Annotated in this window: 34 protein-coding genes and 2 pseudogenes; 28 read left to right on the plus strand and 8 right to left on the minus strand. The window is 67.8% G+C overall.

Annotation, left to right across the window (positions count from 1 at the left end):
* Position 1: 1 nt before the first annotated feature.
* From ACFVS6_RS16210 to ACFVS6_RS16230, 5 genes are all read right to left on the minus strand, one after another.
* On the minus strand, positions 2–1135 hold the full coding sequence (locus tag ACFVS6_RS16210; RefSeq protein WP_389704316.1) for a hypothetical protein: 1134 nt from the start codon (positions 1133–1135) through the stop codon (positions 2–4).
* A complete protein-coding gene (locus ACFVS6_RS16215; protein ID WP_389704318.1) occupies positions 1132–2592 on the minus strand; it encodes a phage portal protein in 1461 nt (486 codons plus the stop codon). The genes ACFVS6_RS16210 and ACFVS6_RS16215 overlap by 4 nt, the downstream gene beginning before the upstream one ends.
* Before the next feature lie 34 nt (positions 2593–2626).
* Positions 2627–3655 carry a terminase gene (locus ACFVS6_RS16220; protein WP_389704320.1) on the minus strand — a complete coding sequence of 343 codons (1029 nt, stop codon included), beginning with the start codon at positions 3653–3655 and terminating at the stop codon, positions 2627–2629.
* Between the two features lie 634 nt (positions 3656–4289).
* Complete coding sequence (locus ACFVS6_RS16225) at positions 4290–4724, minus strand: hypothetical protein (protein WP_185298846.1); 435 nt, start codon at positions 4722–4724, stop codon at positions 4290–4292.
* Positions 4725–4743: 19 nt separating this feature from the next.
* Positions 4744–4986 (minus strand): hypothetical protein, encoded by a 243-nt coding sequence (locus tag ACFVS6_RS16230; RefSeq protein WP_389704322.1) that lies wholly within the window; start codon positions 4984–4986, stop codon positions 4744–4746.
* A gap of 886 nt (positions 4987–5872) precedes the next feature.
* On the opposite strand from ACFVS6_RS16230, the gene ACFVS6_RS16235 reads away from it, so the two are divergent.
* The 24 genes and pseudogenes from ACFVS6_RS16235 to ACFVS6_RS16350 all read left to right on the plus strand — a co-directional run.
* A complete protein-coding gene (locus ACFVS6_RS16235) occupies positions 5873–6199 on the plus strand; it encodes a hypothetical protein (RefSeq protein WP_389704323.1) in 327 nt (108 codons plus the stop codon).
* A gap of 85 nt (positions 6200–6284) precedes the next feature.
* The gene (locus tag ACFVS6_RS16240; protein ID WP_389704325.1) at positions 6285–6620 is read left to right on the plus strand and encodes a hypothetical protein; all 336 of its coding nucleotides are present in this window, start codon (positions 6285–6287) and stop codon (positions 6618–6620) included.
* Positions 6621–8004: 1384 nt separating this feature from the next.
* Complete coding sequence (locus ACFVS6_RS16245) at positions 8005–8355, plus strand: hypothetical protein (RefSeq protein WP_389704327.1); 351 nt, start codon at positions 8005–8007, stop codon at positions 8353–8355.
* Between the two features lie 82 nt (positions 8356–8437).
* Entirely contained in the window at positions 8438–8602 is a 165-nt protein-coding gene (locus ACFVS6_RS16250; protein WP_389704328.1) for a hypothetical protein, read from the plus strand.
* 191 nt (positions 8603–8793) lie between these two features.
* Positions 8794–9069 (plus strand): hypothetical protein, encoded by a 276-nt coding sequence (locus tag ACFVS6_RS16255; protein WP_389704329.1) that lies wholly within the window; start codon positions 8794–8796, stop codon positions 9067–9069.
* A gap of 110 nt (positions 9070–9179) precedes the next feature.
* The gene (locus ACFVS6_RS16260; protein ID WP_389704331.1) at positions 9180–9638 is read left to right on the plus strand and encodes a hypothetical protein; all 459 of its coding nucleotides are present in this window, start codon (positions 9180–9182) and stop codon (positions 9636–9638) included.
* Between the two features lie 159 nt (positions 9639–9797).
* Entirely contained in the window at positions 9798–10586 is a 789-nt protein-coding gene (locus ACFVS6_RS16265; protein ID WP_389704332.1) for a hypothetical protein, read from the plus strand.
* 102 nt (positions 10587–10688) lie between these two features.
* A complete protein-coding gene (locus tag ACFVS6_RS16270) occupies positions 10689–10997 on the plus strand; it encodes a hypothetical protein (protein ID WP_389704334.1) in 309 nt (102 codons plus the stop codon).
* A gap of 66 nt (positions 10998–11063) precedes the next feature.
* Complete coding sequence (locus tag ACFVS6_RS16275) at positions 11064–11441, plus strand: GNAT family N-acetyltransferase (protein WP_389704336.1); 378 nt, start codon at positions 11064–11066, stop codon at positions 11439–11441.
* A gap of 11 nt (positions 11442–11452) precedes the next feature.
* Positions 11453–11641, plus strand: coding sequence for a hypothetical protein (locus tag ACFVS6_RS16280; protein WP_389704337.1), 189 nt, complete (start codon positions 11453–11455; stop codon positions 11639–11641).
* Positions 11638–12042 (plus strand): hypothetical protein, encoded by a 405-nt coding sequence (locus ACFVS6_RS16285; RefSeq protein WP_389704338.1) that lies wholly within the window; start codon positions 11638–11640, stop codon positions 12040–12042. The genes ACFVS6_RS16280 and ACFVS6_RS16285 overlap by 4 nt, the downstream gene beginning before the upstream one ends.
* A gap of 130 nt (positions 12043–12172) precedes the next feature.
* On the plus strand, positions 12173–12751 hold the full coding sequence (locus ACFVS6_RS16290) for a hypothetical protein (protein WP_389704340.1): 579 nt from the start codon (positions 12173–12175) through the stop codon (positions 12749–12751).
* A gap of 77 nt (positions 12752–12828) precedes the next feature.
* Positions 12829–13050 carry a hypothetical protein gene (locus ACFVS6_RS16295; RefSeq protein WP_185298833.1) on the plus strand — a complete coding sequence of 74 codons (222 nt, stop codon included), beginning with the start codon at positions 12829–12831 and terminating at the stop codon, positions 13048–13050.
* Positions 13047–13319: a hypothetical protein gene (locus tag ACFVS6_RS16300; protein WP_389704342.1), complete on the plus strand. Its 273-nt coding sequence runs from the start codon at positions 13047–13049 to the stop codon at positions 13317–13319. Before ACFVS6_RS16295 ends, ACFVS6_RS16300 begins: the two co-directional genes overlap by 4 nt.
* A gap of 3 nt (positions 13320–13322) precedes the next feature.
* Positions 13323–13754 carry a hypothetical protein gene (locus ACFVS6_RS16305; protein ID WP_389704344.1) on the plus strand — a complete coding sequence of 144 codons (432 nt, stop codon included), beginning with the start codon at positions 13323–13325 and terminating at the stop codon, positions 13752–13754.
* Positions 13755–13863: 109 nt separating this feature from the next.
* The gene (locus tag ACFVS6_RS16310; RefSeq protein WP_389704346.1) at positions 13864–14328 is read left to right on the plus strand and encodes a hypothetical protein; all 465 of its coding nucleotides are present in this window, start codon (positions 13864–13866) and stop codon (positions 14326–14328) included.
* A 3-nt stretch (positions 14329–14331) separates the two neighbouring features.
* A complete protein-coding gene (locus ACFVS6_RS16315; protein ID WP_389704348.1) occupies positions 14332–14925 on the plus strand; it encodes a hypothetical protein in 594 nt (197 codons plus the stop codon).
* A 36-nt stretch (positions 14926–14961) separates the two neighbouring features.
* Positions 14962–15165, plus strand: coding sequence for a hypothetical protein (locus ACFVS6_RS16320; protein ID WP_389704349.1), 204 nt, complete (start codon positions 14962–14964; stop codon positions 15163–15165).
* Positions 15162–15617, plus strand: coding sequence for a hypothetical protein (locus tag ACFVS6_RS16325; protein WP_362927259.1), 456 nt, complete (start codon positions 15162–15164; stop codon positions 15615–15617). The genes ACFVS6_RS16320 and ACFVS6_RS16325 overlap by 4 nt, the downstream gene beginning before the upstream one ends.
* A 5-nt stretch (positions 15618–15622) precedes the next feature.
* Positions 15623–15871 carry a hypothetical protein gene (locus tag ACFVS6_RS16330; RefSeq protein ID WP_389704351.1) on the plus strand — a complete coding sequence of 83 codons (249 nt, stop codon included), beginning with the start codon at positions 15623–15625 and terminating at the stop codon, positions 15869–15871.
* Positions 15868–16014, plus strand: a complete 147-nt coding sequence (locus ACFVS6_RS16335; RefSeq protein WP_389704353.1) for a hypothetical protein — start codon at positions 15868–15870, stop codon at positions 16012–16014. The genes ACFVS6_RS16330 and ACFVS6_RS16335 overlap by 4 nt, the downstream gene beginning before the upstream one ends.
* Positions 16011–16712, plus strand: a complete 702-nt coding sequence (gene thyX / locus ACFVS6_RS16340; protein ID WP_389704354.1) for an FAD-dependent thymidylate synthase — start codon at positions 16011–16013, stop codon at positions 16710–16712. Before ACFVS6_RS16335 ends, thyX begins: the two co-directional genes overlap by 4 nt.
* Positions 16713–16887: 175 nt before the next feature.
* Positions 16888–18882, plus strand: coding sequence for a recombinase family protein (locus ACFVS6_RS16345; protein WP_389704356.1), 1995 nt, complete (start codon positions 16888–16890; stop codon positions 18880–18882).
* A pseudogene (locus ACFVS6_RS16350) lies at positions 18873–19610 on the plus strand (ABC transporter permease); the annotation flags it as partial. The gene ACFVS6_RS16345 and the pseudogene ACFVS6_RS16350, both read left to right, overlap by 10 nt.
* Before the next feature lie 76 nt (positions 19611–19686).
* Here ACFVS6_RS16350 and greA read toward each other — a convergent pair.
* Together greA and ACFVS6_RS16360 are read right to left on the minus strand one after the other, a co-directional pair.
* A complete protein-coding gene (gene greA / locus ACFVS6_RS16355; RefSeq protein WP_389704358.1) occupies positions 19687–20184 on the minus strand; it encodes a transcription elongation factor GreA in 498 nt (165 codons plus the stop codon).
* A 173-nt stretch (positions 20185–20357) separates the two neighbouring features.
* Complete coding sequence (locus ACFVS6_RS16360) at positions 20358–20774, minus strand: DUF4307 domain-containing protein (protein ID WP_389704359.1); 417 nt, start codon at positions 20772–20774, stop codon at positions 20358–20360.
* Between the two features lie 107 nt (positions 20775–20881).
* Here ACFVS6_RS16360 and mca point away from each other — a divergent pair, with 107 nt between their 5' ends.
* Positions 20882–21763 carry a mycothiol conjugate amidase Mca gene (gene mca / locus ACFVS6_RS16365; protein WP_389704360.1) on the plus strand — a complete coding sequence of 294 codons (882 nt, stop codon included), beginning with the start codon at positions 20882–20884 and terminating at the stop codon, positions 21761–21763.
* A 2-nt stretch (positions 21764–21765) separates the two neighbouring features.
* The gene (locus ACFVS6_RS16370) at positions 21766–22008 is read left to right on the plus strand and encodes a hypothetical protein (protein WP_389704361.1); all 243 of its coding nucleotides are present in this window, start codon (positions 21766–21768) and stop codon (positions 22006–22008) included.
* A 186-nt stretch (positions 22009–22194) separates the two neighbouring features.
* Here the strand turns inward: ACFVS6_RS16370 and ACFVS6_RS16375 are convergent, their stop codons facing one another.
* Positions 22195–25551: a tetratricopeptide repeat protein gene (locus ACFVS6_RS16375; protein ID WP_389704363.1), complete on the minus strand. Its 3357-nt coding sequence runs from the start codon at positions 25549–25551 to the stop codon at positions 22195–22197.
* A gap of 212 nt (positions 25552–25763) precedes the next feature.
* On the opposite strand from ACFVS6_RS16375, the pseudogene ACFVS6_RS16380 reads away from it, so the two are divergent.
* Positions 25764–25922 (plus strand): annotated as a pseudogene (locus ACFVS6_RS16380) (DUF255 domain-containing protein); the annotation flags it as partial.
* A 57-nt stretch (positions 25923–25979) separates the two neighbouring features.
* Positions 25980–26129 carry a hypothetical protein gene (locus ACFVS6_RS16385; protein WP_389704364.1) on the plus strand — a complete coding sequence of 50 codons (150 nt, stop codon included), beginning with the start codon at positions 25980–25982 and terminating at the stop codon, positions 26127–26129.
* Positions 26130–26272: the final 143 nt, after the last annotated feature.

The raw sequence follows: 26272 nt of genomic DNA on the forward strand, positions 1-26272 counted from the left end.
CTCACGCCTCCTGGACGTCTGTGGTGGACTGCCGCGCCTCCTGGGCTGCGGCCTTCTGTTGCTGGCGGATGAACCGCCTCCAAGCGGACACAGCCGCCTTGCCGGACAGGCCCCGCGTCACCTTCGGCCACAGCTCCGCGTAGGAGCGGTTCAGGGTGTAAGCGGGGCTGTCGTACTGCTCGGGCGCGAACACGGGCTCGGCGTAGCAGTGGCAGTTGTCGTGGTACTTGTCGCCATCGGCGTACTCGCCTGAGTCCAGTTGGGCCAGGGTCGGCCCCGCGGCCTTCTGCGTGCGGTACGCGTCACTGCGGACGAAGCCGCGAGAGATGAGCATCGCGCACCACCCGCAGGGGGTACCGGTGCGCGAAAGTCTGACGTAGCCGAGGACTCGGCGGTCCTTCGACATGTGGTTCCACACCGCCGAGCGGCCACCGTTGTTCACGATGCGCTCAGCCGCCGCAGCCTGCCGGCCGCCGCTCTGCTGGTGCGCTTCCTCACGAGCCTTGTCGACGTCCGTCGCAGGCTTGCTCTCGTCGATAGCCGAGGTCTTACGGTCCAGGTTGGCCGGCCCGAGAAGTTCGAGGACGAGCCTCGTTTCCTCTTCGGCCTCGCGCTCGATCTGTTCCTCGTCCTCGCGCAGGTTCGGCAGCTCCTCGATCAGGATCTGATCGTCGTCCGCCTCCTGGGCAGGCGCTCCCTCGTCCGATACAGAATCTCGAGGTTTGGTTGAAGATTCAACAGAACCGGCTGCAGCCCGGTCGGGCTCAGGCGAAGACCCCTCCAGGGAGCCATCCTCTGAGTCACCGACCAGCGCGGCGAATTCGCGACGCAAGGTATCCAGAGTCACGTATGTGGGCTCCGGATGGTACGGATCGGCCACCGTCGTCCCAGTGCGCAGAGCGCGCACCAAGCGGTAGTACGCACGAGCCAGGTCACGGCTCATGCGGCGCCGGGTCATCACCATCGTGATGGCCCGCTTCAACCATGCCGATGACTGGGCAGCCCTCGCGGTCGCGGGGACTGCCTGCCACAGCTTCAACGCCTCCTCGACGGTCCCCGCCCCGATCTGGGTGAGGGCCACCTGGAAGGCGGCGGACGCCTGATCAGCCTCAGCCTGTTTGGCTGCGGACGTCACGCGGCGAGCACCTCGCTACCGGGCGATGATCCGATCGAGGTGACGGACGGAGTGGCCCGCGTCAGTGCGGACGCGAGCTGACCAACCGAGTCGTCGTCCTCGGCCGTCTCGACCCAGTCCTCGTACTCCTGCTGGGTCACGTTCGGCACACGCTTCCAGAGCGCGCGCTTCGGGATGCCGAGCGTCTCGGCGAGCTTGCCCAGGGCGTCAGCGGCCTGCGCCAGCGAACGGGACTCCATGTCGCGCCAGTTGACCTCGCCGTGGAAGTCGTCGGCGGCAGAGGTGTTGCCCTCCATCTCGGCGGCCAGGCGGAAGACTCTCTCCCAGGACTCGCCGAAGACGGACTGGAACTCGGCGACCTTGCGGGCAAGGGCCTGCTCGGCGGCCAGAAGCGCCTCCGCGGAAAGGTTGGCGATCTGCCCCAGCATGTGATGAGGCGGGGTCTGGGACGTTGCTGCCCAGTGCCGGATACTCATGTCGATCGAGTCGATGAATCCGCCGAGCGGAGTTTCGTCCAGGCTGCCGAAGCGGACATCGGGGTCCTCGGCGAAGAGGAAGCGACGAGCGTTGTGGTAGACCGGCGCGGGCATCGGGTTGCCGTTCGCGTCGAGCTTGACCTGACTGCCGACGACTTCGCCGTTCTCGACGACTGGCTCCGTCTGCATGGGCGGAGCCATGCCGGTGACTGTCCGGACCTTCACCGAGGCGTAAGTCTGGGCGACGAGGAGATCGAAGACGGTCTGGTTGATGCGGTTCTGGAGCGGGATCATAGGCTCGACGACACCGACCGTGCGACCTTCCAGGTCGACGGAGGCGGCGAACCTGGTGACCGGGCACTCGCTCGCGCCGTGCAACTTGCCGGCCCCGACGCGGATGCCCTCGGCATCGGTCTTCGTCCGGAACGTCACCGCGTATTCGCGCTTGCCGTCCCACAGCCGGGCCTTGCCGAGCTTCTCGTCCTTCGGCCAGGCCACGATGGTCAAGGCCGCATATGGGGTCTCATCGTTTGCGGGGTCCTCGTACAGGGCGGCTGTCCGCTGCGCGGACAGGCCCTTCGATATGACGCCCTTCGCGGTCTTCTCCGTCAGGACGAAGCTGTGACCGAACGCCAGAGCACCGCGATAGATCGCGGCCTGGCGGGCGTCGAGCCGAGAGCGCTGCCAGTGCGACCACTCCAGAGAGCGGGAGGCCGGCGCCTCGGGCAGGCTCGTACCGTCCGAGCCGGGCCGGAAGCCATCGACATACAGAGCCTGCGCCGGGGTGCCGATCAGGAGCGGCATCCAGTTGGACACCGCCCGCTTGGCCAGCATCCTGTACTCGTCGTCGGCCTGGGCCGGCATGTACGGGTCGTCGTGCTTGCCCTGGACGAAGCGATCGATCCGGGCCAGCCGGCCCTCGTCACGATCAAGGATGGCGAGGAGTTCCCGCGCCAGCGAAACCGGGCTGGTGTCGGCCATGCACTCACCACCTTTCTGTACCACTATCACAGTGTTAGATGAAGTAGCCGCGTCCAGTCCGCTGACGGACCTTCTTGCCACGGGCACGCAGGTCGTACAGGCACTCGTGCGCCAACATGAGCGCCGCGTACGCGTCGACCTTGCGGGGGGACTCGCGGGATTCCTTACCGAAGGACAGGCCGTAGTTGTTCGTGCGGCGCCGGGCGTTGAGCGTGTGCCGCTTCAGCGTCAGGTCACCGTCGTACTTCAGCTTCCGGTCGAAGATCGACCGCATGAGGCGCTCGTGCGCCATCGTCGAAGCCTTCAGGCTGGAACGCATGTCCCAGCCGATCCGGTCTTTCCCGGCCGGCGACTTCACGGCCAGGCCCTCGCCGTACGTCTCATCCCACTCGGAGATGTACGACTCCCAGAGGGCGACGTCCGCATACATGCCCTGCACCTTGAAGGTGCGGAACGCGTCGTGAACGGAGGAGTCGACCTCGGCCCGAGGGACGGACCAGCCGTCACCGCGCGGGCCGTCAGGCTTCTCCCACACCCCGAGGGTGAAGGCGCACATGTCGCGCACGCGGACCGCGACCAAACAAGTCGCATCGTCCGTCTTGCCGCCATCGAAGCCCATGACGATCTCGTCGCCGGGCGCCAGGACGGCGCCCTCATGGAGGATGTCGGCGAGCTGCTCGGGCCCATAGATCGCGTCCTCTTCGGCGACGATCTGGTTCAGCCACATGCGCCGTGACCGGCTGGCTGAGATCGTCGTGTCGAGAACGGACTGGATGATCGTGGCCGGCACCAGCCAGACCGCGTCACCGCGGATCTTCGGCAGAACGATCGTCAACGCCTCGGGCGTCAGGGGCGTCTTCGGGTGAGCCTCGATCGAGTCGTACAGGTAGCCGATGCCGACCGCGCGGCCCTCGACGATCTTGTTGAAGGACTCGCGCATCCGCTCGGCCACGGAGTCTTCACCGGGGAGGTAGGCGTTCGTGATCGCGAGATAGCGACTGTCCTGCTTGGTCGCGTTGCCGTCGATCGTCTCGTACATCTTGTGCCCGTTGTTGCCGAGCACCCAGTGATGCGTCTCGTTGAGCAGGGTAAAAACGTCGTCCTCTTGCCCTCAAGGGCACGGAACGACGACGTCACCGCCTCAAGCCGGCACTTGCCGCCGTTGGCTCGGATGAGGACCGCCCCGTCCTTGATGCCGTACTTCGCCTTGAAGTGGTCGGACATCAGCGACGGGATGAGCGCCATCGTGTTCGTGGTCTGTGACTGGTTGACGGCCGTGACCTGGACCCACGCGCGAGGGTGGGGAACGCCGACAGGTTCGCCGGCCTCGTCCCAGTGGGAGAAGCGCGACGGCCCACACAGCTCGACGAGGCACAGCACGGCGAGAAGCGGGTCCTTGCCCCAGCCCTTCATCCTCTGCAACACGCCCTTGCGGGCGGTGAACCGGCCGTTCTCGTCCACGGCGTACCAGTGAAGGACGAACCGGAGCTGCTCGCGCGTGAACTTCCAGGGACCGCCGTCCTCGGAGCGCAGGTACTCAGCAGCCCAGCCGGCGATCTGCCAGCCGAGCGTCTTGTCCGGCAGGACCCAGCGCCCGAAAGCGTCCTTCTGCCAGGTCGGCCCGATGAAGGTCGGGTCCAGGAGGTCGATCTCCTCCGGGGTGAGCATCGCGGTAGCCATAGCTCACCTCCCCGGAATCACTGCGCGAGCCCCAGCTCCTTCTTGTAGTCGGCGATAGCGACCACGGCAGCGGAGTCCTGTTCGTCCTCGGGCTCAGAAAGTTCGATCCGCACACGGCGCCGATCGCCCTCGGCGACAAGGAGCCGCTCGAAAGCTGAGTAGATGGTCTGGAGCATCTGACCGCTCCGCTTGCCCGACTTCTTGTAGTGGGACAAGTCCTCGCACAGCGAGTAGGCGAACGCCCAGTCGGAGTTCTGGTAGAAGTCCGCCTGGCCCGAGGACTTCAGTGAGTCCCACAGCCGGCGCGCGATCGGGTGCCACTCACGATCCGCGTTCGGGACCTTGACCGGCTTCATCTCGCCCTTGGTCACGGACTGCTGATCGGTGCCCTTGCGCGACCGAGGGCGCGCGAGGTCGTCTTCGCGATTCGGGACGGGGCCACGGTTGCCCATCGGGCACACCTCCTTCAGATCAGAAGAGGCCGCCCGTGAGGAAGTGCACGGACAGCCAGGCCATGAACGCCAGCAGGGCGAAACGCCGCAGCCGGACCAAGCCAGTCGGCTGGCCCTGGTGCTCGGCGGTCCGGGCCGTGGAGAACCACTTCCAGACGTGCTCGCTCAGGGTGTCGCCGGATGTCTTGTTGAAGAGGGCCTTGCCCTCGATAACCAGGAAGGCCGCGAGCCATCCGACCCACAACCAGGACCAGGTGGTCACCGCGGATTCCTTCCGTCGAAGTCGAGCCCCCTGGGGTAGCGAGCCAGGGGGCGAGGCACCGCCCGAGGGAGAGAGGGCCCTGGGGTGCCGGCTGACGCTCAACGAGTAGGGGAGGGACTCGGAGCTGTCAGGTCTACAGGAGGCCCGGATGGGCCTCGTTTCGCTGGAACCGCTTCCCCATCTGCCGGCGCTTCTTCGCGCTGGCTGCGGCTCCCTCTTGTGATGACTTGCGCTGGTGATGCCATCCGCAGAGTGCTCTTAGGTTGGCTTCTCGATGATCGTCACCAGCGATGATGTGGTCCACGTCCGTGGCCAGCTCGTTGCACCGCTTGCCGTACTGGTCTCGCGCAGTGCACTGGTGGCCGTCACGCCGAAGGACTCGGTTCCTGGTCCTTTCCCAGTCCTTCGGGAGCCGGCCTCGTCGGTCAGAGTCACGCCACTGGGGCATCGATCACCCCCGGCCGGCCGTGGAAGCTAGCCCCTCGACGACGTCCTACCTGAACAGGTAGCTGCTCGAAGCTGTCGACCCGAGGGGAAATCTGAGAAGTACGTGGCTACGCCAGTGGGCGCTTCGCGCCCCAACTGCCAAGCCTCAACTACGTCAGTAGGAGGCGACCGGGAGGCCCGAAGGGCCTTACCGCCTGGCGGTCTGTCCTGGCGCCTAACGCCTTACACATATATATACGGAAGATGATCTTGGTTTGTGTCCTGACCTCTTCAGTGACGCCAGTCACACGCCGCCTCGCGGCGGCGGGCAGGTCTGGACCCAGCGGCGAAGAGATGCCAGCGGGAGGGGTGCCCTACCGGGCACCACAGATTCAGCCACCTGACGAGCAGGGGCGGCAAAGCCGCCCGATGGGCGCTTCCCTCTACCTAAGCTCAGCTCATGGATTCACTTCTGGCTGAGCTGATCGCGGTACAGCGACTAGGCATCCTGGTGGGGGACTCCGATGGCGGCCACCTCGTTCGGGAGTTCCTCGTACGCCGTGCTGGCGCATCGGACCGGCTCGCCGATGTAGATGGTGGTCATCCCGGCGAGGCGGCGGCCACGTTGATGGACGCCATCCATTACGCCGAGGAGCTGCTTACGTACGACTTCCTGAACGAGGGCACCCTTGGGCCTTTGCCGGCGGATGCTCCATGCTGGAGCGGGAACGAACGAGGCTACGCCAGGCAGGAACACCGGGCCTGGATCACCAAGCACGAGATCTGAGGCAGACGTGTACGAGGACAGGTTCGCGCGGCCGGCGGTTGACCGTGAGGTCGCGGCGACGTTCCGCGCAGGTGCGGACGGTTTCGTGTCGCGCAGTCCCGGCGGGTTCGTTTCGTCTCCCCCGCACGTCATCGCCTCCTGCGCTGCCCGCCGCGTCCCGCCCGAGTCCCTGACGCTGCCTGACGGCTACGACCAGGAAGTACTCGACCAGATCATCGTGGCCGCGGGGTTCATCGACCAGGACGTACGGGTCACGGGCCGGCAAGCCGAGGAACTCGCGCAGATCGGCGCTCAGCTCCTGGAGCTGGACGACCAGGGCAAGGTCCAGCACCCGCTCGGACACTACGAGAGGCAGTCGGTCGCCCACCTTGTCCACGTCGTCTCGAAGTCGAACCGGAGCGGGCCGGCAACCCGGCCCTGACGCGTCGGCACGCAGGATCGTGGCGGTTTCGGCGGGCATCCGGCGCCCGTTCCCGCAGGTGGGGCGCCGGGCCGGCACCCCTGATCGACCCTGAAACCGTGGCACGATCTTGGCTGCTAAGACGAGGCGATCCGCAAAATCGCGCGTAAGGGGACCTCCCCCACCCCGCCTCTTACCTTCAGACCTAAAGCCTTCGAGCCTGCACCCTTGCGCCCGCAGGTAGGCGCCTGCTGGCCCGGCCCGGCACGGACGGACAGAGAGACAGGCAGAGAGGGAACGGGCGCGAGACAGCCACTCAGACCCCTTCTGACCAGCGCTTACGCAGCTATCCAGGGCCCGGAATCGGGCCAGTGTGTAAGTCGTGCCCGGACCAGCCTGGAAATACGGACAAGATGGGACACAGGGGAGGTCACTTTTAGATAACGAGGTGGGTGCAGAACGGGGTAACTCGGACATCGAAAGGCCGTGTGACCCACGTCACAAGACCTTGCATAACCACAGGTCAGAGCCCTGTTGGTCATGAGATTCCAACCCCGGATCGGGTCTGTGGGTTGTGTGATAGTCGTGCTGCATGGTTGAGTACTCACATCAACAGCACGACGGACGCAAGTAAGGGAGGCAGGACATGAACGCGAATCACTCGCACAACACATACGGGCCGGGCCCGTAGTGCGCACCACACACACCGTGTGGAGCGTGCGGGCCACTGAGTGAAGCAAGCGAGGGTTGTCGGGCCACCGACTAGCGGTCCCTTGTGCGTGTGATCAGAACGCCAGACGTAACCCACCGGGTGTGTCCCCGCTAGTGCCCGTGGATGCGGGACAACGGGACGCTACGGGAGCGTAGATGGACGGGTGAGCCCTGTCCGGAGTTCTTACGGCGCGACGTGTCTAGCGATGGACTGCACACCCCCCGTTCCCTTGGAACGGTCCCCCGGTAAGGGAAACCACACCGGATAGGAGGTAAGCAGGGGGGCCGCTCATACGTCGCACGCTTCACACACGCTGCGATACAGGGGAACGGGGGCGGGCCTAGTCCACCTGCCACCCAACGGACCGCAGTACCGCAGTACCAAACGAACAGACCGAAGTACCGCGCCCGGTAGGCGCACGCCGAAACTCGACCACTGCCCGGCATAGACACGAGCGCCGTCACTCCCCATCGGGGAGGTACCGCCGTGCCTAGTTCCTGGGGATACGTTCACACACCGGCTGATGTCGCCTACCGAGTGCACCCCGGACGGGGCGGAGAGACCAGGACGCATGAGCGTCGCTGCCTCCGCCCCCGTACCGGCCTGCCATCAGGCCGGCTGGACCGTCATGGGTCCGGCCTGCCCGATGGGGTGCCGTTACGCATCCCTCCCTACGTTCCTGGGAGGAACACCATGCCCGTTTCCCTCGACAAGGCGACGGATTACCTGTGTCTGGCCGACATAGCCCGTGAGCTGGGCATCTCCCGTGCCACGGTCACCAACTGGCACCAGCGTCACGCGGACTTCCCGCACATCGAGACGCTCGGCGCCATGTCCTACGTCAAGCGCGGTGAGCTGTACGCCTGGCTTGACGCAACGAACCGCTGGGAGTCCATCCGTAAGGCGCGTGAGTCGCACAGTGCCGAGGTGCGCAAGCCTCGCGTACGCCGTGACGTCGCGGAGATCCGGCGGCTCATCGAGCGTCACGAGTCTGCCCTGAAGCGCTTGACCCGTGAGCTGGCAAGGGCGCTCGACTCGCAGTAAGTGTGATAGAGTGACAACGTCAGCAGCCACCACCGAAGCGAAAGAGAATCCCATGTGCCCGGCCTGCTGCACCTGCCCCCCGATGGAACCGTGGGAGCACTGCCCGCACGAGAACGATGACGTGTGCGCCTACCACCTCGCCGAGTTCCGGCGCGAGGAGTACCAGGACTACCTCGACGACATCCGTGCCGAGTGGGAGTCCGAGGTCCACGCCGCAGCAACGATGGACGACTACCTGTACGTGTAGTCGGTAGGGCGAGAGCAGCCACAACCCGAGTGCGAGTCCGGGTCGCCCGCTCAAAGTGTGATAGAGTGACTACTACGCCGGAGGAACCCCCAGTGATCCAGCACACCAGCTCTGCCCGCTACAAGGCCGCTCTCCGCTCGGCTCGCGTCGCATCCCCTCGGATCGCCGCCGCCACATCCAAGCCTGCGGAGATGCCCGACGACGCGATGTACTACCTCTCCGAGGACCTGATGTCGGGCTTCGGAGTGACCCCGGACGGCTGGGCCATCGGCCTGTTCTCCCGAGTCAAGGGACGCGGTCCCGAGATGGTGGCGGCAGCCCTCCGTGAGGGGGCCCACCTCCTCGACTGCTTTGACGGCTTCCTGCCGTCGTACTACGAACAGTTCGGGTTCATCGAGACCGAGCGCGTGCCCAACTGGACGCCCGGCGCTCCGGACGTCATCTTCATGAAGCTGGCCAGTGTGTGATAGAGTGACAACGTCACCGAGGGAGACCGGCAGGCATCAGGGGTTCGAGTCCCCAGACTCCCGCTTAGCTCTACACAGAGTGTGATAGAGTGACTGAGAGAGGCAAGAACATGACCGCAGTATCGCTTGAGAAGACCTTCACCGCCTCCGACGCCGTCAACGCGCTGGAGCGCCAGATAGGCGCCCTTCAGGCGCAGGTGTCTAACCTCCGGTCCGCCGTCGAGGAGCAGAGGCAGGAAGCGTTCAACGCTCGGGAGAAGTACGGGAAGCTGCGGGTCGAGGCCCGCGAACTCCTCCGCGACCTGATCGACGACTACGACCTGGACGACCACAAGGCTGCAATCTCCGACAAGGCCGAGGAGATCGGACTCGCCGCCCTTCAGTACGAGTACAACGGCACGGTCACCGTGAGCTTCAACTTCGAGGGCCTGCGCAAGGCGGACGGCTCGGACTTCAGCGAGGATGACGTGAAGTACTGGCTGGAGGCCAGCATCCGGGCCACCGGTGGCGGCTTCGAGCTGGACTACTTCGACGCGGACAACACCGACGTCGAGCTTGAGCTTCAGTGACCGGCCAGAGTGTGTAAGTAGTGCAGTGTGATAGAGTGACGACAAGTCGCTAGGGAGACAGGCAGACACCGGGGGTTCGAGTCCCCGGCTCCCGCCGGGACGGCAGGCAAGGCCGCCAGTCCCCACCACCCACCCACACCACCCGACAAGGGGATGCCCATGATCAGCTACGCCCTCGACGACGACACCCTGTACGAGATCGCGGTCAAGAGCCTCACCCCGCCGTCCAACGCCTACTTCTGGGACGACCGCCTGTACGACACGCACGGCGCGTTCGTGAGCTGGGCCGAGCGAGGGGATGACCTGCTCGAAGAGTCCAACTACCACTCGGCCCTGGCGTTGATCCAGGGGGCGGCCGGCGATTCCGCGGAGGACCATGTCATCGACGGGACGTCGAGCCACTGGGCCTTCGGCAGCCTGCGCACCATCTACGTCCAGATCCGCGAGACGCCCGAGCCCTGCGACTTCCAGGGGTGCGACGGGGAATCCCGCTGGTGGCGTGAGGGCGTCGAGACGCACACCCAGTTCTGCGACGACCACCGCGACGACTACGAGGCCGAGGGCCTCTCGTACGAGCCGCTCATCGCCCCCTTCGCCGAAGCCTTCCTGGAGGCGGCCGGGATCGTGTCGGCCCTCCTGGACTACCCGGTCGTGGACGAGTCCGACCACTCCGACCGCGAGTCCGCACGGTTCGAGGCGAACCTGGAGGAGGCCGTCGACCAGGCGCACAAGCTCAACTGGGAGGACACGGACGCCGACCGCGAGGCGATCCTGGAGCGCGCTTACCCGGAACTCGGCGAGCTGTACGGACAGCAGGCGAACGCCGAAGTCTCCTGGGAGAGCGTCCGAGAGATCTGGGAAGAGGCGCGGGACGCGCACTTCTCCGAGCTGGGGAACCTCCACCTGAACGCACCGATCGAAGGACAGCTCTTGCTTACCGCTGCGTGATAGTCGTGCAGCTCGGGCGGACGGCATACCCCAGGGGTTCGAGTCCCCGGCGCCCACCATCGCGGACTCCCCGCGAGCAGTGAAACCCAGGAGAGACACAGCATGAGCATCACCCTGCACGAGAACGCCCCCGCAGCCATAGCCGAGCTGTCCACCGTGTTCGGCGACGGCATGACCGCGCACGACACCGGCTCCAAGTTCACCTGCACCGAGGCCGACGTCATCGCCCGAGTCCTGTACCTGACCGGCCAGGAAGAGGCGGCCGTCACGTGGCTGCTGGGCCACGTCGAGGGCGAGGACTGGGACGACACCCACGCCCACGAGTACGACGTCGAGAAGGACGGCGACAACCGCTCGCCCCGTCCCTTCAACGAGGCCGACATCCGGGGCCACCTCGCAGCCATCGCCTAACCACCACTCGTAGGGGCGGGGCCGAAGTGAAGTCGGCCCCGTCCCGCCCAACCCGAAAGCGCGACCATGCTCAAGCCCGGATACACCAACCTTGACCCTGACTGGCTGGCCCCCCTACGGGAGCGCATAGCCACCGAGGTACCCGAGGTCACCACGTGGATTCATGTGGACTCGGTCGGCCACCTCGTCCTCTCGAAGATCGTCGTACCGCGTGACCTGCGGTCGCAGGGTCTCGGCACCCGAGTGATGGAACTGCTCATCGCGGAAGCCGACAGGCAGGCCGTGACGATGACCCTCTCCCCGACGCGCGAGTTCGGCTCCGGCCTTCACCGTCTGCGCGCCTTCTATCGACGTTTCGGATTCAGCGTGAACGGCGGCCGGATCAAGGACTACACCACCGCCCAGTCGATGATCCGCCTCCCCCTCACCCACCCCCAGCCCTGAAGGAGAAGCACATGCCCATGTACCGAGTGACCGTCATTGAAGAGGTCAAGTACGAGGTCGACGTCGAGGCCGAGGACCGCGACGAGGCGGAAGAGGCAGCCGTCGAGCTGGTCTGCGAGGACCCGGACGAGTACTACACGGACACCCTCGACCGCACCACGACCGACACCGTCCGACTCCGTCAGGTGGTAGCCGCATGACCGCCACACTGACCAGCCGCGTGACCGAAGCCGTGACCGACGACAACGTCCAGGACATCATCGACATCGCCTCGTACGGAGGGATCACGTACTGGGCCGACGAACCGACCCCCGCGGAATTCGCCGGCCTGCCCTTCGACAAGGAGTACACGATCGTCGATGCCGCCGAGGGGTTCGAGGCCGACCGTGAGACGCACTACCTGAGCAAGGACGACATACGCCGGGCGTACGCCCTGCTCCTGGACCTGAATCAGGAGCTGGTGAACCGCGAGTACCACGGTTACATCGTGCAGTCCTGGCTTGAGCGGGACTGGCAGGGCATCGATGCCGGACACATCGACGCGGGCACGGCGGACGTGATCGTCCAGGTGGCCATCTTCGGAGAGGTCCGCTTCGGCTAACCTTAGTGTGTAAGTCGTGCACCGTGATAGTGTGACGACAGGCGGGGTGAGCGGCACACGCCACAGGTTCGAGTCCTGGGCACCCACCCATCCGACGCAGGTAGCAACCACCAACAGAGAAGAGAGAACCGTGACCGACGACCAGCGCGAGACGTACGAGTACGAGATCGCGGACGGCAAGGTCTACATCCAGATCCGCCAGGCCGAGCGCAAGACCTACAGCCAGTACAACGGCCGCTCCAGCTCGCCGGCCGAGGAGATCCAGGGGCGCGTCTGGGTCAGCACCGACCCGCAGTTCGAGGGGGACACCAACCTGGGCTTCGTCAAGGTTCGAGGTCGCAAGTACGCCATCGAGCACGTGGTGAAGCGCCTTCGGGACGGGGAGGGGCGGCTCGCCCTCGGCGAGAAGCGTCTGACGATGCACTGGTCGTCCGAGTCCTCGTACCGAGGCGGATTCCGCAACGACCAGGGCGGTCGGGTCAAGTACGAGGCCAAGGCGTACGGCGTGCTGGGTGAGATCGAGCAAGAGGCGCTGAACCGCTTCGAGGCGGAGCACCCGGACTGGCAGCTCGAAAGCGCCCGCTACCTCTTCGAGAACGAGCGGGACCGCGCCCTCGGTAAGGCCCGCAGTCTCCGTGAGGAGGCGGCCAAGGAAGAACACCTGGCGCGTCAGTGGGAAGCGCGCATCCCCGCGCCGCTCGCCGTCTGATCTGACACCCGCAGCACGGGGCGGGGCCGAAGTGAAGTCGGCCCCGTCCCGCCCCACCACCATACGGAAGGAATCTGATGAGTCGCATGGGAGAGCTGGTCATCGACATGATCAGCTACGAGTCGGGCGAGCTGGACAGCGACGACGCGATGGACCTGTTCGCCACGCTGATCAAGAGCGGCATGGCGTGGACCCTCCAGGGTGACTACGGGCGGACGGCCCGAGCCCTGATCGACCGGGGCCTGATCGACGAGGACGGCGACATCACCCCGCTGGTGCTTGAGGTGGACTGGCTGTGACCGCACCGAAGCAGCTCGCCGCGCGAGTCGACGCCGAACTGGCCCGAGCCATCGAGACCCTCGCCCCCACGGGCCTGACCTACAGCGAGATCGTCAAGCGGGCAGTCGCCCAGTTCGCCGAGGTCTACCGCGTAGCGGTCGACAACAAGGTGGCCGAGCCGCACGAGGTTCCCATCCTGACCGCCTACCGGTACCAGTTGCCGCCCCGTTGGCAGCCGCCGCGTACCGGCTCCATCAACCTCCCCCGCCTGACCACTCAGAAGGACTGAATCATGAAGATCGCCGTCATCATCGCCGCCTCCCTCGTCGTCGCCCCCCTCGCAAGCGTCATGGCCGACTCCCCGAAGCCCACGACTTCCATCACGGCGGGGTCGTCCGTCGTCCTGGCCTCCACCGCGGCCCCTCTCCCGAAGCTCCCGACCAAGGCTTGCAAGGACGACGACAGCAGCTCGGTCAACTGCTACTGGGACGCGGCGAAGCGCGGCAACGGCAAGGGCTACTCGTACTACGTGACTGCCAAGGGTCAGGTGGTCTACCTCAACCCGAAGCTGAACGACGAGGCCGCCCGTACGAAGTTCGCCCGCGCCAAGAAGGCGGCCGGCTGGGAGAACTGGGGCGAGGTCTTCGGTCACCGGCTGTGCTGGGCGAAGGTCGGCGACACCTCGTACATCCAGTGCTTCGACGGATTCCGCGAGACTTCTTGATCTCGGTGTGATAGTGCGACAAGGGTGACCGGCAGACACCAGGCGTTCGAGTCCCTGGCACCCGCTCAGCTCCGCCCCACGTGAGAGGACCGCAACAGTGAAGTGCTATGTGACCAGCAGCCAGGGCGTGCAGTGCAAGAACGAGGCCCGGACAAAGCTCGGGCTGTGCATGGCGCACAAGACCCGCATCGCCCGATGGGGCCACGTCGGTAAGGACATCCCGATCCGGGAGTACATCCGGGTGGCCGAGGTCGCGGCCCCGAGGTTCCTGGAGGGCTCGACCGACGAAGAGAAGTTTTGGTCCGGAGTGAGTCGGACCAACGATCACTGGCTCTGGACCGGCGGAATCTGCAAGAGCAGTGGCCTGGGCCAGCTCAGCTACGACGGCTACAACCAGACCGCCGGCCGGGTCGCCTGGCTCATAGCGTTCGGCGAGCTGCCGAAGGGCACGCGAGTTTCCCCAACCTGTGGAGAGAAGCTCTGTGTCCGGATCTCCCACCTTCAGGTGACGCTCGGCGGTGAGCCGTACGTGGACCTGTCCCCGATCGAGCTTGAAGAACTGGCAGGTGTGTGACCGATGACTGACGCGCTACTGGTAGGACTCGCGGGCTTCGCCCGGTCCGGCAAGGACTCGGCGGCCCAGGCCCTCGTCGAGGGAGGCTGGAGGCGGGACGCCTTCGCTGACCGACTGAAGGACTTCCTGCTCCGCCAGAACCCCCTCGTCCCGGCCCACCCCGACACCCCGCCCTACCGCCTGGTGAACCTGATCGCCGCGTACGGGTGGGAGGGGGCGAAGGAGAAGTTCCCCGAGGTGCGGCGCCTGCTGCACACCACCGGGTCCGACGCCGGTCGCGTGACACTGGGCGAAGACGTCTGGGTGAACGCCCTCTTCAAGGACCACGAGCCCGAGCGTGAGGCCCTGGTCGTGAGTGACGTCCGCTTCCCCAACGAGGCGCGAGCCATCCAAAGCCGCGGTGGTGTGGTCATCTGGATCGACCGCCCCGGAGTCGGGCCCGCGAAGGATCAGCACGGCCTTCCGTACGTCTCGGAGATCGGTCTCCGGAACTGGAAGTTCGACGCCACCCTGATGAACGACGGCACGTTGGAAGACCTGCGTGACCGGCTGCTGGGCGTCACCACGCTGGCAGATCGCTACTACGCTGCGGCGTGAGTGTGATAGACGTACTGACTGAGAGGGGAACGGCAAGTGAGCGTCGAGTATGGCGTCTTCGAGGATGGCGAGTGCTTCTATGACCGGCTGCACGGCGAGGCCGGTCGGCGGATCGGGGAGGGGATCGCGCAGGAGATGCGCGAGGACCCCGAAGGTGAGGGCCACACCTACGAGGTGACGGTGATCTGCCCGGCCCACCCGAACCGACCGCGTCACTCCTGCCCCGAGTGCACTGCATGAGGATCACCCCTCGGAAGCACGAGTACCAGGCGGTCGTCGACATCCTGGTGGACCCGACCTTCGAGTCTCCCGACCAGATGGCCAAGGCCCTGCTGAAGGAGATGGGGGCCATCCTCCAGATGCGAGACCTCTGGGTCCTCACGCACCGATGGGCAGACGGATCGAAGGGCCTGAATTACGGGCCCTTCGGTTCCACCGCTGAAGCGGAAGCCTTCGCCAAGAAGATGAGCTTCGGCGGTACGGGGCGAGTCATCCCCCTGACGTCCTCGGGCATCGCCCTCGCCAACCACGACGGAAAGGCCGGCTGGCCCGGCTACTGCTACAACCCGCGGTGTGGTCACCCCCCGTTCATGCACTCATCGGTTGGCGCCAGTCGTGGCCAGTGCCACCTCGACGGATGCGCCTGCGACAAGTTCGTGAAGGACGCACCGAAGACCAAGAGCAAGAAGTAAGGAGCATGACCGAGATGAGCTTCAAGACCGTCGACTGGACGCACTGCAACTGCGGCCAGAAGCGTGGGTTCGACTCCCGAGGCGACGCCGAGAAGGCCATGGGCCGGGCGCAGGCGAAGCGGACCCGCCGGGCTGACGTCAGGGGCACGCGTCGCGGCCTGAAGGTCGAGGGTCGCGTCTACGAGTGCGACTTCAGTGCGTGGCACATGACGAGCATGTCCCGCCGCGCCTACGAAGAGGTGCTCACGGCATGAGTGTGATAGTCGGACGGAGCGCCTGTTGGGTCTCCATGGTCCTTGCCCTTGCCCTGCTGTTCGTTCTGCTGCTCGCCTCGCCCGCTCAGGCGCCGGCCCTCAAGACTCCCGCCGCACACCACACGAAGGACGTCGCACCGTGATCACCATCCGCTCAGATGTCACCGTCAAGGCCGTACGCACCAGCGCCATGGACTACGACGTCACCCAGGCCGCGAGAGTGAGCACGCTCGGAGCGGAGGCCGTAGACGCGCAAGGCTCGACCAGGGGCCTGATCAACTTCCTGATGCGGGACCGGCACGGGAGCCCGTTCGAGCACAACTCGTTCAGCTTCTACATCGAGGCGCCGATCTTCGTGGCGAGGGAGTTCTTCCGCCACCGGGCGGGCTGGAGCTACAACGAAGAGTCCGGGCGCTACAAAGAGCTGAACCCCGTGTTCTACCTGCCGCCGCCTGAACGGAAGCTGGTCCAGACGGGCAAGCCCGGCGCCTACACCTTCGAGGCCGGCACTGACCTTCAGTGGATGGTCGCCTCGGGTGTGGCGAAGGAGTCTTACCGTCACGCCTGGTCCTCGTACCAGGTCCAGCTTCGCGCCGGCGTCGCCCGCGAGGTGGCGCGCAACGTTCTGCCGGTAGGCATCTACACCTCGTTCTTCGCCACCTGTAACGCCCGCTCGCTGATGCACTTCCTGAGCCTGCGGACGAGCAAGGAGAACTCCAAGGTCCCGAGCTTCCCGCTCCGGGAGATCGAGATGGTGGCCGAGCAGATGGAGGCTCACTTCGCCGAGCAGATGCCCGTGACTCACGCCGCCTTTGAAAAGCATGGGCGGGTGGCTCCGTGAGTACTTCATCCAGGTGGCGGAAGGTCGAGTGGTCAGACGCTGAGCGAGCACGACTTGCACGCTTGTTGATTAGCTCGTTGCCCAAGAAAGACTGAACGACTTACACTCATACTTACACGCAGCGCAAGACCCCCGAGCTGGTGCTCGGGGGTTTCTTGTATCTAAGGAGCATGTGATGGTGCGGCGGACCCTGCCCCGACAGAAGACCTTTCAGAACGTCCTTCGGGTAGCTATCTACCTGCGCGTTTCCACGGCTCAGCAGCTCGAAGGCTACGGCCTGAAGGCGCAGGAGGAGCAGTGCCGCAACTGGCTCTCCGCCTACCTTCGTCACATCCCGCACGTGATAGTCGACCTGTACGTGGACGGTGGTGTGTCCGGCAAGCTGGCTAATCGTGAAGATGTCGACCGCATGACTGACGACATCATGGCCGGCGGGATCGACCTGGTGATCTTCGGCAAGCTGGACCGCATCGGCCGCACGATGAAGAACATCCACCGCTGGGTCTACGACGTCAGCGACAAGGGCGTCCGGATCGTCACCGCGGATGGCCGCCTCGACTCCAACGACGACATGTTCGGCATCCAGCTCTCCCTTCTTGCCTACATGGCCGAGGTCGAGCACGCCTTGATCCTTGAGCGGACCATGGGCGGTCGGATGGCGAAGCTCGCGGCCGGTGGCTGGCCGCTGGGCGAGCCCCCCTTCGGTGTGAAGCTCAACGAGGACGGCGAGCCCGTCCTGAACCCGGCCGAGGTCAAGCAGGTCGAAGCCTTCGCCGACTATGTCCTTGACTCGCCTGAGCCCGTGACTCGCGAGGATGCGGCCCGCCACCTGAACTCGCAGGGCTTCCTCACCCGACAGGGCAAGCCCTGGGAGGGCGGCAACCTCTCGGGCCGGATTAAGGCCAGCCTGAAGGGCTACGTCGAGTTCAACTTCGCCGGCCAGAACGAGGACGGCGAGGAGATCACCACCACCTTCCGCATCGACGTCCCCAAGGTTCTGGAGGACGAGCGCGCGGAAGCCGTGCTCGCCTACCTGAAGCGCTCCTCCCGTACGCGGAGCGCGGCGGCCTCGAAGTACCTGCTCTCCAACCGTCTGATCTCCGTGTGTGGCGCACATCGGACCGGCGCGTCTGTCACGGAAGGCCGTGCCATCAACACGGCAGGCCGCTACTACCGGTGCATGGCCGGAAGGCAGGGCAACCAGCTCACCGACCGACACGAGGACTGCTGGGAACTGCCGGTCGATGAGGTCGACGCCGCTGTCTGGTCCGAGATCGAGGGCCTGCTGAACAACAAGGCCAAGCTGTATGAGCTGGTAGAGAGCTGGCTGGGCACCGTCCCCGACCGTGCCGCGTCCTACCGTCGCCGCCTGTCCGAGCTGGACATGCAGATCGAGAAGAAGCGCAAGGTGCGTAAGAAGAAGATCGCCCTGCTCCTCGCCTCGGTGGATGAGGACGACTTCGACCAGGACGACGCGAAGCTGGTCGAGGAGCTGAAGGCGGAGCTGACGGCCCAGGAAGACGAGCTGGCGGAGGAGAAGGAGCGCGTCGCCGAGTGGCTGGAGGAGGCGGAGGCCCAGGAGGACCGCGCCAGGGATCTCCTCAAGGCCGTGGAGAACATCGACACCGCCCGCGACTTCACCATGACGCAGAAGCTCGACCTGATGGACCTCCTCGACATCCAGGTGCACATCACCGACAAGGGAGTGCCCCGGCACAAGGGCCTGGTCGACCCGATCACGGAGTGGCACCGCGAGACCGGCACTCCGGTGCCTACGGACCTGACGGACGAGATGTGGGACAAGGTCAAGAACATCCTGTCGGGGACTCGACAGTGGAAGGACGTACGCGGCGCCTTCGACGTGATGCTGGAGAAGCTGCGCACCGCGAAGCCGTGGAACGAGTACAGCGGGTCCGAGAGGATCGACGGACGGGGCTACACGACGCTGTACCGGCGCGTGCACCACTGGCAGAGCGTGGGGGAGTACCAAGCCGCCCTGGAGGCACTGAAGGGCTACCCGGCTGCGCCTGTGCCGCCCTCCTACCGGCTCCCTCACATGCTGGTGACCGGGGCGGTCGACCCGGAGTTCACTGCCTCTGACCTGGGAGAACGTGGCGATGGCGCGAGCTGCAAGAGTGACGACATGGCTGGATCAGCTTCCCCGAGATGATCATCTTCGGCGTGATCCAGCCGGTGATGTTCGTCGTCCTGTTCAGCTACGTGTTCGGCGGCTCGATCAGCGTCGGCGGCAGCACCTCCCCGGCGGACTACCGCGAATTCCTGATGGCGGGCATCTTCGCCCAGACCGTCACCTTCGCCACGGCCGGCGCGGGCGCGGGCATCGCGGACGACATGCACAAGGGCCTGATCGACCGCTTCCGCTCACTGCCGATGGCCCGCGGCGCGGTCCTCACCGGCCGCACCCTCGCCGACCTCGTCCAGACCACGCTCACCCTCGTCGTCCTGGCGGTCGTGGCCCTGCTGGTCGGCTGGCGCACCCACACCAACATCGGCGAGGTCCTCGCCGGCTTCGGCCTGCTGCTCCTGCTCGGCTACGCCTTCTCCTGGATCGGCGCCCTGATCGGCCTGTCGGTGCGCACCCCGGAAGCGGCCACCTCGGGCGGACTGATCTGGCTCTTCCCGTTGACGTTCATCTCGAACGCCTTCGTCCCCTCCGACAACATGCCGACCTTCCTGCGGCACATCGCGGAGTGGAACCCCTTCAGCGCCACCGTCCAGGCGTCCCGGGAACTGTTCGGCAACCTGCCGGAGGGCTACCCCGTCGCGGACGCCTGGCCGATGCAGAACCCGGTGCTGGCGTCCGTCCTCTGGTCGGTGCTGATCATCGTGGTCTTCCGCACCCTCGCGGTCCGCAAGTACCGCTCGGCGACCGTCTGAGGCCGCCGCACGTGCGGGAGCCCCCGTCCGGACCGTTCCGGGCGGGGGCTCTCGCGCGCGTGCGCGTGCGGGGGACTCAGCCGTTGAAGGGCTTGACCGCCAGGATCCGGACGGTCGCCTGCTTGCCGTTCGGCAGCTCGTACTGGGCGTCCTCGCCGATCTTCTTGCCGTTCACGCCACTGCCCAGCGGGGACTGCGGGGAGTAGGTCTCGAAGTCGGACGACGCGTACTCGCGGGAGGCGAGCAGGAACTCCAGGGTGTCGTCCTCGTCGCCGTCGAACGCGATCGTGATCAGGGTTCCGGGAGCGGCCACGCCGTCGGACGCGGGAGCGGTGCCGACCTTGGCCTTCTCCAGGAGCTGCGTGAGCTGGCGCACGCGGAGCTCCTGCTTGCCCTGCTCCTCCTTGGCCGCGTGGTAACCGCCGTTCTCGCGCAGGTCGCCCTCCTCGCGGGCGGCTGCGATCTTCGTGGCGATCTCCGTGCGTGCGGGACCAGAGAGGTAGTCCAGCTCGGCCTTCAGCTGGTCATACGCCGCCTGCGTCAGCCAGGTGACGTTATCGCTCGTCTGGGTCACGGGTGCTCCTCGTCGGTACAGGGGAATACAAGCCGCCGGCGGCGGGCGAAACCACGAGCCTAACAATTCGGGAAGAAAAGGGGGAGGACACCCGGTGGGTGAAGTGTGTCATCGCGTTCCGGATACCCGCCGGGCATCCGGTCCCGAAGGCGGGGCGTTCGAGCGGGCCCGGGTCAGCCGGCAGGGGTCGCGGCGGTCTGGCAGCCGACCAGTTCGACCGCGGTCGCGCGCCCCGTCGTCCGCAGGGTGACGACCTCGTCCACGCGCGTGTCGCGCTGCGGGAACGTGAAATCGGCGCGGCCCACCTCGCCGTGCTCCTCGTCCTGGGAGCTGAGGGTGCAGACACCGGTCACCCCGGCGTCCTTGCGGACCTCCAGGTGCACCTTGACCTCGGTGTCCGACAGGATCTGGAACTTGATCATCTCGGCGCTGACGCTCTGCCCGCCGACGTAGTCCCAGCCGATCCAGCCGACCACGGCCAGCAGCCCGACGCCCAGCACCGAACCGACCACCTTGAGCCTGCGGTCCGCACGCTCGTCCTCGGACCGGCCGTACCGGCCTTCGGGGAGCCCTTCGCGCACCGCGCCCATGATCGTTCCTCTCAGTGGGGAGGGTGAGGCACCCGTTGGAATTTTCCGACCCCCCGTTCGGTCACTATAGAAGCCGACCGTCGCGCCGAATCACAGAGGATCCCGCCTTGACCGAGCAGCTCCGACTGATGGCCGTCCACGCCCACCCCGACGACGAGTCGAGCAAGGGCGCGGCCACCATGGCCAAGTACGTGTCCGAGGGGGTGCCCGTCCTCGTCGTGACCTGCACCGGCGGCGAGCGCGGCTCCGTCCTGAACCCCAAGCTCCAGGGCGACAAGTACATCGAGGAGAACATCCACGAGGTGCGCGCCAAGGAGATGGACGAGGCCCGCGAGATCCTCGGCATCGACCAGGAGTGGCTCGGCTACGTCGACTCGGGCCTGCCCGAGGGCGACCCGCTGCCGCCGCTCCCCGAGGGCTGCTTCGCCCTCGCGGACGTCGAGGAGGCCGCCGGCGAGCTGGTGAAGAAGATCCGCGCCTTCAAGCCGCAGGTCATCACCACCTACGACGAGAACGGCGGCTACCCGCACCCCGACCACATCATGACCCACAAGATCACGATGGTGGCCTTCGACGGCGCGGCCGACACCGAGAAGTTCCCGGAGGCCGAGTACGGCGCCGCGTACCAGCCGCAGAAGCTCTACTACAACCAGGGCTTCAACAAGCCGCGCACCGTCGCCCTCCACGAGGCCCTCCTCTCGCGCGGCCTGGAATCGCCGTACGGGGAGTGGCTGGAGCGCTGGAAGGAGTTCGAGCGCACCGAGCGGACCCTGACCACGCACGTGCCCTGCGCGGACTTCTTCGAGATCCGTGACAAGGCCCTCATCGCGCACGCCACCCAGATCGACCCGGACGGCGGCTGGTTCCGCGTCCCGATGGAGGTCCAGAAGGAGGTCTGGCCCACCGAGGAGTACGAGCTGGCGAAGTCGTTCGTCGACACCTCCCTCCCCGAGTCCGACCTCTTCGCGGGCATCCGGGAGAATGCGTAGCTATGAGCGCTACGCAGTCAGCCCTGACCCAGCTCCTCCCCCTGGCCGGCGACACCTTCGACAAGAACAAGGTGACCCCCGGAATCCTCGGCTTCATCGTGTTCGCGGCCCTCGCCCTCGGCGTGTGGTTCCTGATGAAGTCGATGAACCGCCACATGGGCCGGGTGGACTTCCAGGAGACCCCGGAGCCGGCCGCCGCGGGCCCGAAGGCCACGCCGACGGCCAAGCCGGACAGCACGGGCTGACACCCGCACACGAACGCCGCCCCGCCCGGAGCAACCGGTGGGGCGGCGCGTCCCGCGCGGCGGTGGGCCGGCGCGTCCCGGTCGGCATGACATCCGCCGACGGGGTGCGGCCGTACGGACCCGCTCGTGCGGGCGGGGCCGGTCGGTTCCGCTTCCGTGCGGCCGGGCGGTCGCGGTCGGCGGCTGTCACGCCGGCGGTGGGACCGGGACCCCCATGACCTCGCGCGAGCGCAGGTTCGGGACCATGCCCAACCGCCACGCCTGCCAGCCCTCCGCCGGGTCCACGCCCCGCCCCAGGATCACCCCGTACGTCTCCAGGCAGTCGTCCAGCCGCCCGTCGCGCAGCGGATGCGGGGCCGCCACCAGGCCGGACAGCTCGGCCCGCGCCTCGTCCGGGTCCGCGGGGTCCGCGTACGGCAGTAGCGTGCACCGCAGGAAGCGGGCCCAGTCCTCGCCGCGCAGGTCCCCGTACGAGACGAACAGGCGGGCCGCCTCCTCGCACAGGCCCACCGCCTGCGAGGTCCGCGCGTTGCCCGCGTCCACCACCGCCAGCTCCAGGCAGGTCCACGCCTCGCCGTGGGCGAGCCCGATCCGCCGGAAATCGGCCCGCGCGTCCATCAGCAGCTGACGGGCGAAGCCCGAGTTCCGCAGGTTCCCCGTCTGCGCCGCCCGCTGGTCGCGGGTGACCCGGCCCGAGTGGTGCCGGGCGTGCGCCAGCCCGTACACGTCCCGCATCCGCGAGAACATCGTCCGCGCCCGCTCCAGCTCCCGGACCGCCCGGTCCCGCTCACCGCCCTCCTCCAGCGCCTGCCCGAGGTAGTACAGCGTCCACGCCTCCCCGCGCGTGTCCTCCGCCAGCCGGTGCCGGGCCAGGGCGTCGCGCAGCCGCTCCTGCGCCGGACCGGGATCCCCGTCGACCACCCGGGCCCGGCCCAGCTGGGTCAGCGCCCACGCCCGGCCCCGGTCGTCCCTGGTGCGCCCGTACAGGTCCAGGGCCCGGCTCAGTTCCGCCTCGGCCCGCGGCACGTCACCGAGCCGCAGGTGCACCTGCCCCAGCTGGAAGTGCGCCCACGCCTCGCCGTGCACGCTCTCGTTCTCCCGGTGCAGCACGAGCGAACGCTCCAGCAGGGCCAGCGCCTCCGCCAGGTGCGCCCGGTCGCGCTCCACCGCCGCCAGCGCGTGCAGCCCCCACGCCCGGTCGCCCGCCAGCTCCGGCGCCTCCTGCAGGGCCAGCGCCTCCCGGATGCGGGTCGCCGCCTCCGGCAGGTTGCCCTGGTGGTGCAGGGTGATCCCGAGCGAGACCAGGGCCATTCCCGCCCCCGCCTCCTGCCGGGCCTCCCGGTACTGGTCGACCAGCGAGGTCAGCGTCGTGCGCGACTTGTCCAGCTCGCCGAGCTGACGCGCCGCGATACCGGTGCGCCACTGCACCGAGCGCGCCACCCGCCCCTCGTCCACGGCCCGCGTCAGCTCGTTGATCTCCCCGAGCCGGTACAGGTCCCCGCGCAGCAGACAGAAGTCGCACAGCGCGCCCAACAGGTCCAGGACCGCCTGCTGGTCCACGTCCTGCGCGTGCCGCAGGGCCGCCGTGATGAAGCTGGACTCCTCGTCCAGCCAGCGCAGCGCCGCGTCCAGGGAGGCGAAGCCGTGCCCACCGAAGTGGTTCGCCCGGGTCGACATCTTCCCGTCGACCATCCGGATCACCGAGTCCGCGAGCTGCGCGTAGTCCCGGATCAGCCGCTCCTGGGCGGCTGCCGCCTCCGCCCTGTCCTCGTCCGCTGCCAGCCGCGCCGCCGCGAACGCGCGCACCGCGTCGTGCATCCGGTACCGCTCCCCGCGCACGAGGTCCAGCAGGCCCGCCTGCGCCAGCTCGCGCAGCAGCCGCCCGGCCTCCGCCCGGTCCGAGCCCGTCAGGGCCGCCGCGGCGGACGCGCCGAGCGAGGTCCGCCCGGCCAGCGTGAGCCGCCGCAGCAGCCGGCGCCGCTCCTGCGGCAACCGTACGTAGGCCAGGTCCAGGGCGTGCTCCAGAGAGCCGTCCCCGCTGTCGGAGGCCCGCGCCGCCCCCAGCGGGGCCAGCACGCGCAGCGCCAGGGGCAGCCCCGCCCCCAGTTCCAACAGCCCCGCCTCCGCCTCCGGGCCCGGCGCGGCCTCGCCCGCCGCCCGCGCCCCCTCCCGCAGCACCTGGGCCGCCTCCGGCCCCGCCAGCCGCGCCACCGGCAGCTGGTGCACCCACGCGGACAGGTCCTCGGGCAGCTCCAGCGGCTCCCGCGCCGTGACCAGCACCAGGCTCTCGGAGCGCTCCGGCACGAGCGTGCGCACCTGCGCCGCGTCCACCGCGTCGTCCAGCACCACCGTCACCGGCAGCCCCCGCAGGTGCTGGTGGTAGAGCTCGCCGAGCCGGCGCACCTGCTGGTCCGCGGAGGCCCCCTCCCGGAAGAGCAGCTGCTCGCGCGGGGCGCCGAGCCGGTTCAGCAGGTGCAGCAGGGCCTCCCGGGTGGGCAGCGGGGCCTCCGGCGCCGCCGATCCGCCCCGCAGGTCCACCAGGCACGCACCCCGGAACTGGTCCCGCAGCGCGTGCGCCGCCCGCAGCGCCAGGGCCGTGCGTCCCGATCCGGGCTCGCCGTGCAGCACCACGACCACCGGCCGGGTCTCGGTGCTCGCGCGGGCCGCCTGCACCCACTGCGCGATCCGGGTCAGCTCCGCGCGCCGGCCCGTGAACAGCGCCCCGGAGTCGGGGAGCTGCCCGAACGACTGCTCCAGCATGCTGCGCCGGCGGGCCTCCGCGCTGCGGTCCGTGCCGCGCAGCGGGGCGACCCCGCCGGCGGGCTGCTTGCCGAGGGACGCCCCGACCCCGAGGCCCGTGCGGCCGACTCCCGAACCGGCTCCCGTACCCGGTCCGGTGCTCGGGCCGGTGCCGGTGCCGGAGCCGTTCGCCCCCGCCGCCGAGCCGGCCCCGGCCGCGGTTCCGGCGCCGATCGTGGCCCGGCCGCGCGGGGGGACCCGTACGGCCGCCGCCGCGGCGCGCTCCCGCTCCAGGAAGGGACGTACCCCGCGCACCTCCAGCACCGACAGCCACTGGAGCCGCAGCTGCTCAGGGCCGCCCGGGCGGCCCGCGGCGCCGGCGCGCCGGTTCGCGGCCGGTACGTGCAGCGCCGTCACCTTCGCCACGGTCGTGGCCGCCCCCGCGACGCCCACGACGAGTCCCGCGCTCAGCGCCGTCCCGGACGGGACCCCGAGGGCCAGGTCCGCGCCCGCGGCGGCAACGGCGGCGACCGCCGTCACCAGCAGCGCCGTCGAGGTGTTGCCCCGCCGGAAGGCCTCCCCCAGGGACAGGTCACCGGCCGCGGCCTCGTCCAGCGCGCGGACGTACGCCCCGTACTCCTCGGCCGCCACCGCGGCCATCCCGTCCAGCGCCTCCAGCCCGCGCGCCAACAGCGCCTCCTTGTCGGCCGGCGGCAGCGGCGTGCCCGCCACGCCGCGCCGGGCCTCCTCGTCGACGGCCCGGGCCAGCAGGCCCTCGGCCTCGACACGATGGCTGTCCCGCATCGGCATCCTCCTCGGAGAGCTCCGCAAACGTGCGCCAAGTGTCCTGCGCGACGATCCCGAACGCGAGTGAATCTGAGCTAGTTCAGAGGGAGTTGGCGTACAACCGATCACACCGGTGGGCAACCGTCCCGTCCGCCCCGCCCGTCCCCTCCGCCCCGCCGTCCCCTCGTGGCACCCGCGCGGGGCGCGGTGGGGTGCGTAAGGATGTGCACATGTCCAACCGACTCGCGCACGCCACGTCCCCGTACCTCCTCCAGCACGCCGACAACCCCGTCGACTGGCGGCCCTGGGAGCCGGAGGCGTTCGAAGAGGCACGCCGGCGCGACGTGCCCGTGTTCCTGAGCGTGGGCTACAGCTCCTGCCACTGGTGCCAGTGAACTTACACAACCAGGTAGTCCTGACCTGGTGTGTTGCCAGGGGGTAGTCACATGGACACGTACGATGAGGAACTGAACGCAAGTATCGACGCTTGGGTGGAGGCCGAACTAGCCGCCTCGCCCGAGTGGGGGCCAGAGAAGTACGCCGCGATCCGCCAGCGCTTGGAGGACAGCGCATCTGCTGTCGCCGCTGAGGATTAGGGGCTGCGGAGCCGACGACGGCTCACACACCAGTGCCGGGGGGGGGGGGGCGGGCGGGGAGCCCCCCCCCCCCCGGGGGTGAACGGGGGGGGGCGCGCCCCCCGCCCCCCCCCCCCGCGGGGGGGGGGGGCCACCACCACCAC

It is taken from the genome of Streptomyces sp. NPDC057939 (assembly GCF_042887545.1).
GTDB lineage: Bacteria > Actinomycetota > Actinomycetes > Streptomycetales > Streptomycetaceae > Streptomyces.

Excerpts from the sequence above, each read along its gene's own strand:
- ACFVS6_RS16215 (WP_389704318.1), bottom strand. The coding sequence starts at position 2,592 with ATGGCCGACACCAGCCCGGTTTCGCTGGCGCGGGAACTCCTCGCCATC.
- ACFVS6_RS16225 (WP_185298846.1), bottom strand. The coding sequence starts at position 4,724 with ATGGGCAACCGTGGCCCCGTCCCGAATCGCGAAGACGACCTCGCGCGC.
- ACFVS6_RS16235 (WP_389704323.1), top strand. The coding sequence starts at position 5,873 with ATGGATTCACTTCTGGCTGAGCTGATCGCGGTACAGCGACTAGGCATC.
- ACFVS6_RS16245 (WP_389704327.1), top strand. The coding sequence starts at position 8,005 with ATGCCCGTTTCCCTCGACAAGGCGACGGATTACCTGTGTCTGGCCGAC.
- ACFVS6_RS16250 (WP_389704328.1), top strand. The coding sequence starts at position 8,438 with ATGGAACCGTGGGAGCACTGCCCGCACGAGAACGATGACGTGTGCGCC.
- ACFVS6_RS16255 (WP_389704329.1), top strand. The coding sequence starts at position 8,794 with ATGCCCGACGACGCGATGTACTACCTCTCCGAGGACCTGATGTCGGGC.
- ACFVS6_RS16260 (WP_389704331.1), top strand. The coding sequence starts at position 9,180 with ATGACCGCAGTATCGCTTGAGAAGACCTTCACCGCCTCCGACGCCGTC.
- ACFVS6_RS16265 (WP_389704332.1), top strand. The coding sequence starts at position 9,798 with ATGATCAGCTACGCCCTCGACGACGACACCCTGTACGAGATCGCGGTC.
- ACFVS6_RS16270 (WP_389704334.1), top strand. The coding sequence starts at position 10,689 with ATGAGCATCACCCTGCACGAGAACGCCCCCGCAGCCATAGCCGAGCTG.
- ACFVS6_RS16275 (WP_389704336.1), top strand. The coding sequence starts at position 11,064 with ATGCTCAAGCCCGGATACACCAACCTTGACCCTGACTGGCTGGCCCCC.
- ACFVS6_RS16280 (WP_389704337.1), top strand. The coding sequence starts at position 11,453 with ATGCCCATGTACCGAGTGACCGTCATTGAAGAGGTCAAGTACGAGGTC.
- ACFVS6_RS16285 (WP_389704338.1), top strand. The coding sequence starts at position 11,638 with ATGACCGCCACACTGACCAGCCGCGTGACCGAAGCCGTGACCGACGAC.
- ACFVS6_RS16295 (WP_185298833.1), top strand. The coding sequence starts at position 12,829 with ATGAGTCGCATGGGAGAGCTGGTCATCGACATGATCAGCTACGAGTCG.
- ACFVS6_RS16305 (WP_389704344.1), top strand. The coding sequence starts at position 13,323 with ATGAAGATCGCCGTCATCATCGCCGCCTCCCTCGTCGTCGCCCCCCTC.
- ACFVS6_RS16315 (WP_389704348.1), top strand. The coding sequence starts at position 14,332 with ATGACTGACGCGCTACTGGTAGGACTCGCGGGCTTCGCCCGGTCCGGC.
- ACFVS6_RS16325 (WP_362927259.1), top strand. The coding sequence starts at position 15,162 with ATGAGGATCACCCCTCGGAAGCACGAGTACCAGGCGGTCGTCGACATC.
- ACFVS6_RS16330 (WP_389704351.1), top strand. The coding sequence starts at position 15,623 with ATGACCGAGATGAGCTTCAAGACCGTCGACTGGACGCACTGCAACTGC.
- ACFVS6_RS16335 (WP_389704353.1), top strand. The coding sequence starts at position 15,868 with ATGAGTGTGATAGTCGGACGGAGCGCCTGTTGGGTCTCCATGGTCCTT.
- ACFVS6_RS16345 (WP_389704356.1), top strand. The coding sequence starts at position 16,888 with ATGGTGCGGCGGACCCTGCCCCGACAGAAGACCTTTCAGAACGTCCTT.
- ACFVS6_RS16360 (WP_389704359.1), bottom strand. The coding sequence starts at position 20,774 with ATGGGCGCGGTGCGCGAAGGGCTCCCCGAAGGCCGGTACGGCCGGTCC.
- ACFVS6_RS16370 (WP_389704361.1), top strand. The coding sequence starts at position 21,766 with ATGAGCGCTACGCAGTCAGCCCTGACCCAGCTCCTCCCCCTGGCCGGC.
- ACFVS6_RS16375 (WP_389704363.1), bottom strand. The coding sequence starts at position 25,551 with ATGCGGGACAGCCATCGTGTCGAGGCCGAGGGCCTGCTGGCCCGGGCC.
- ACFVS6_RS16385 (WP_389704364.1), top strand. The coding sequence starts at position 25,980 with ATGGACACGTACGATGAGGAACTGAACGCAAGTATCGACGCTTGGGTG.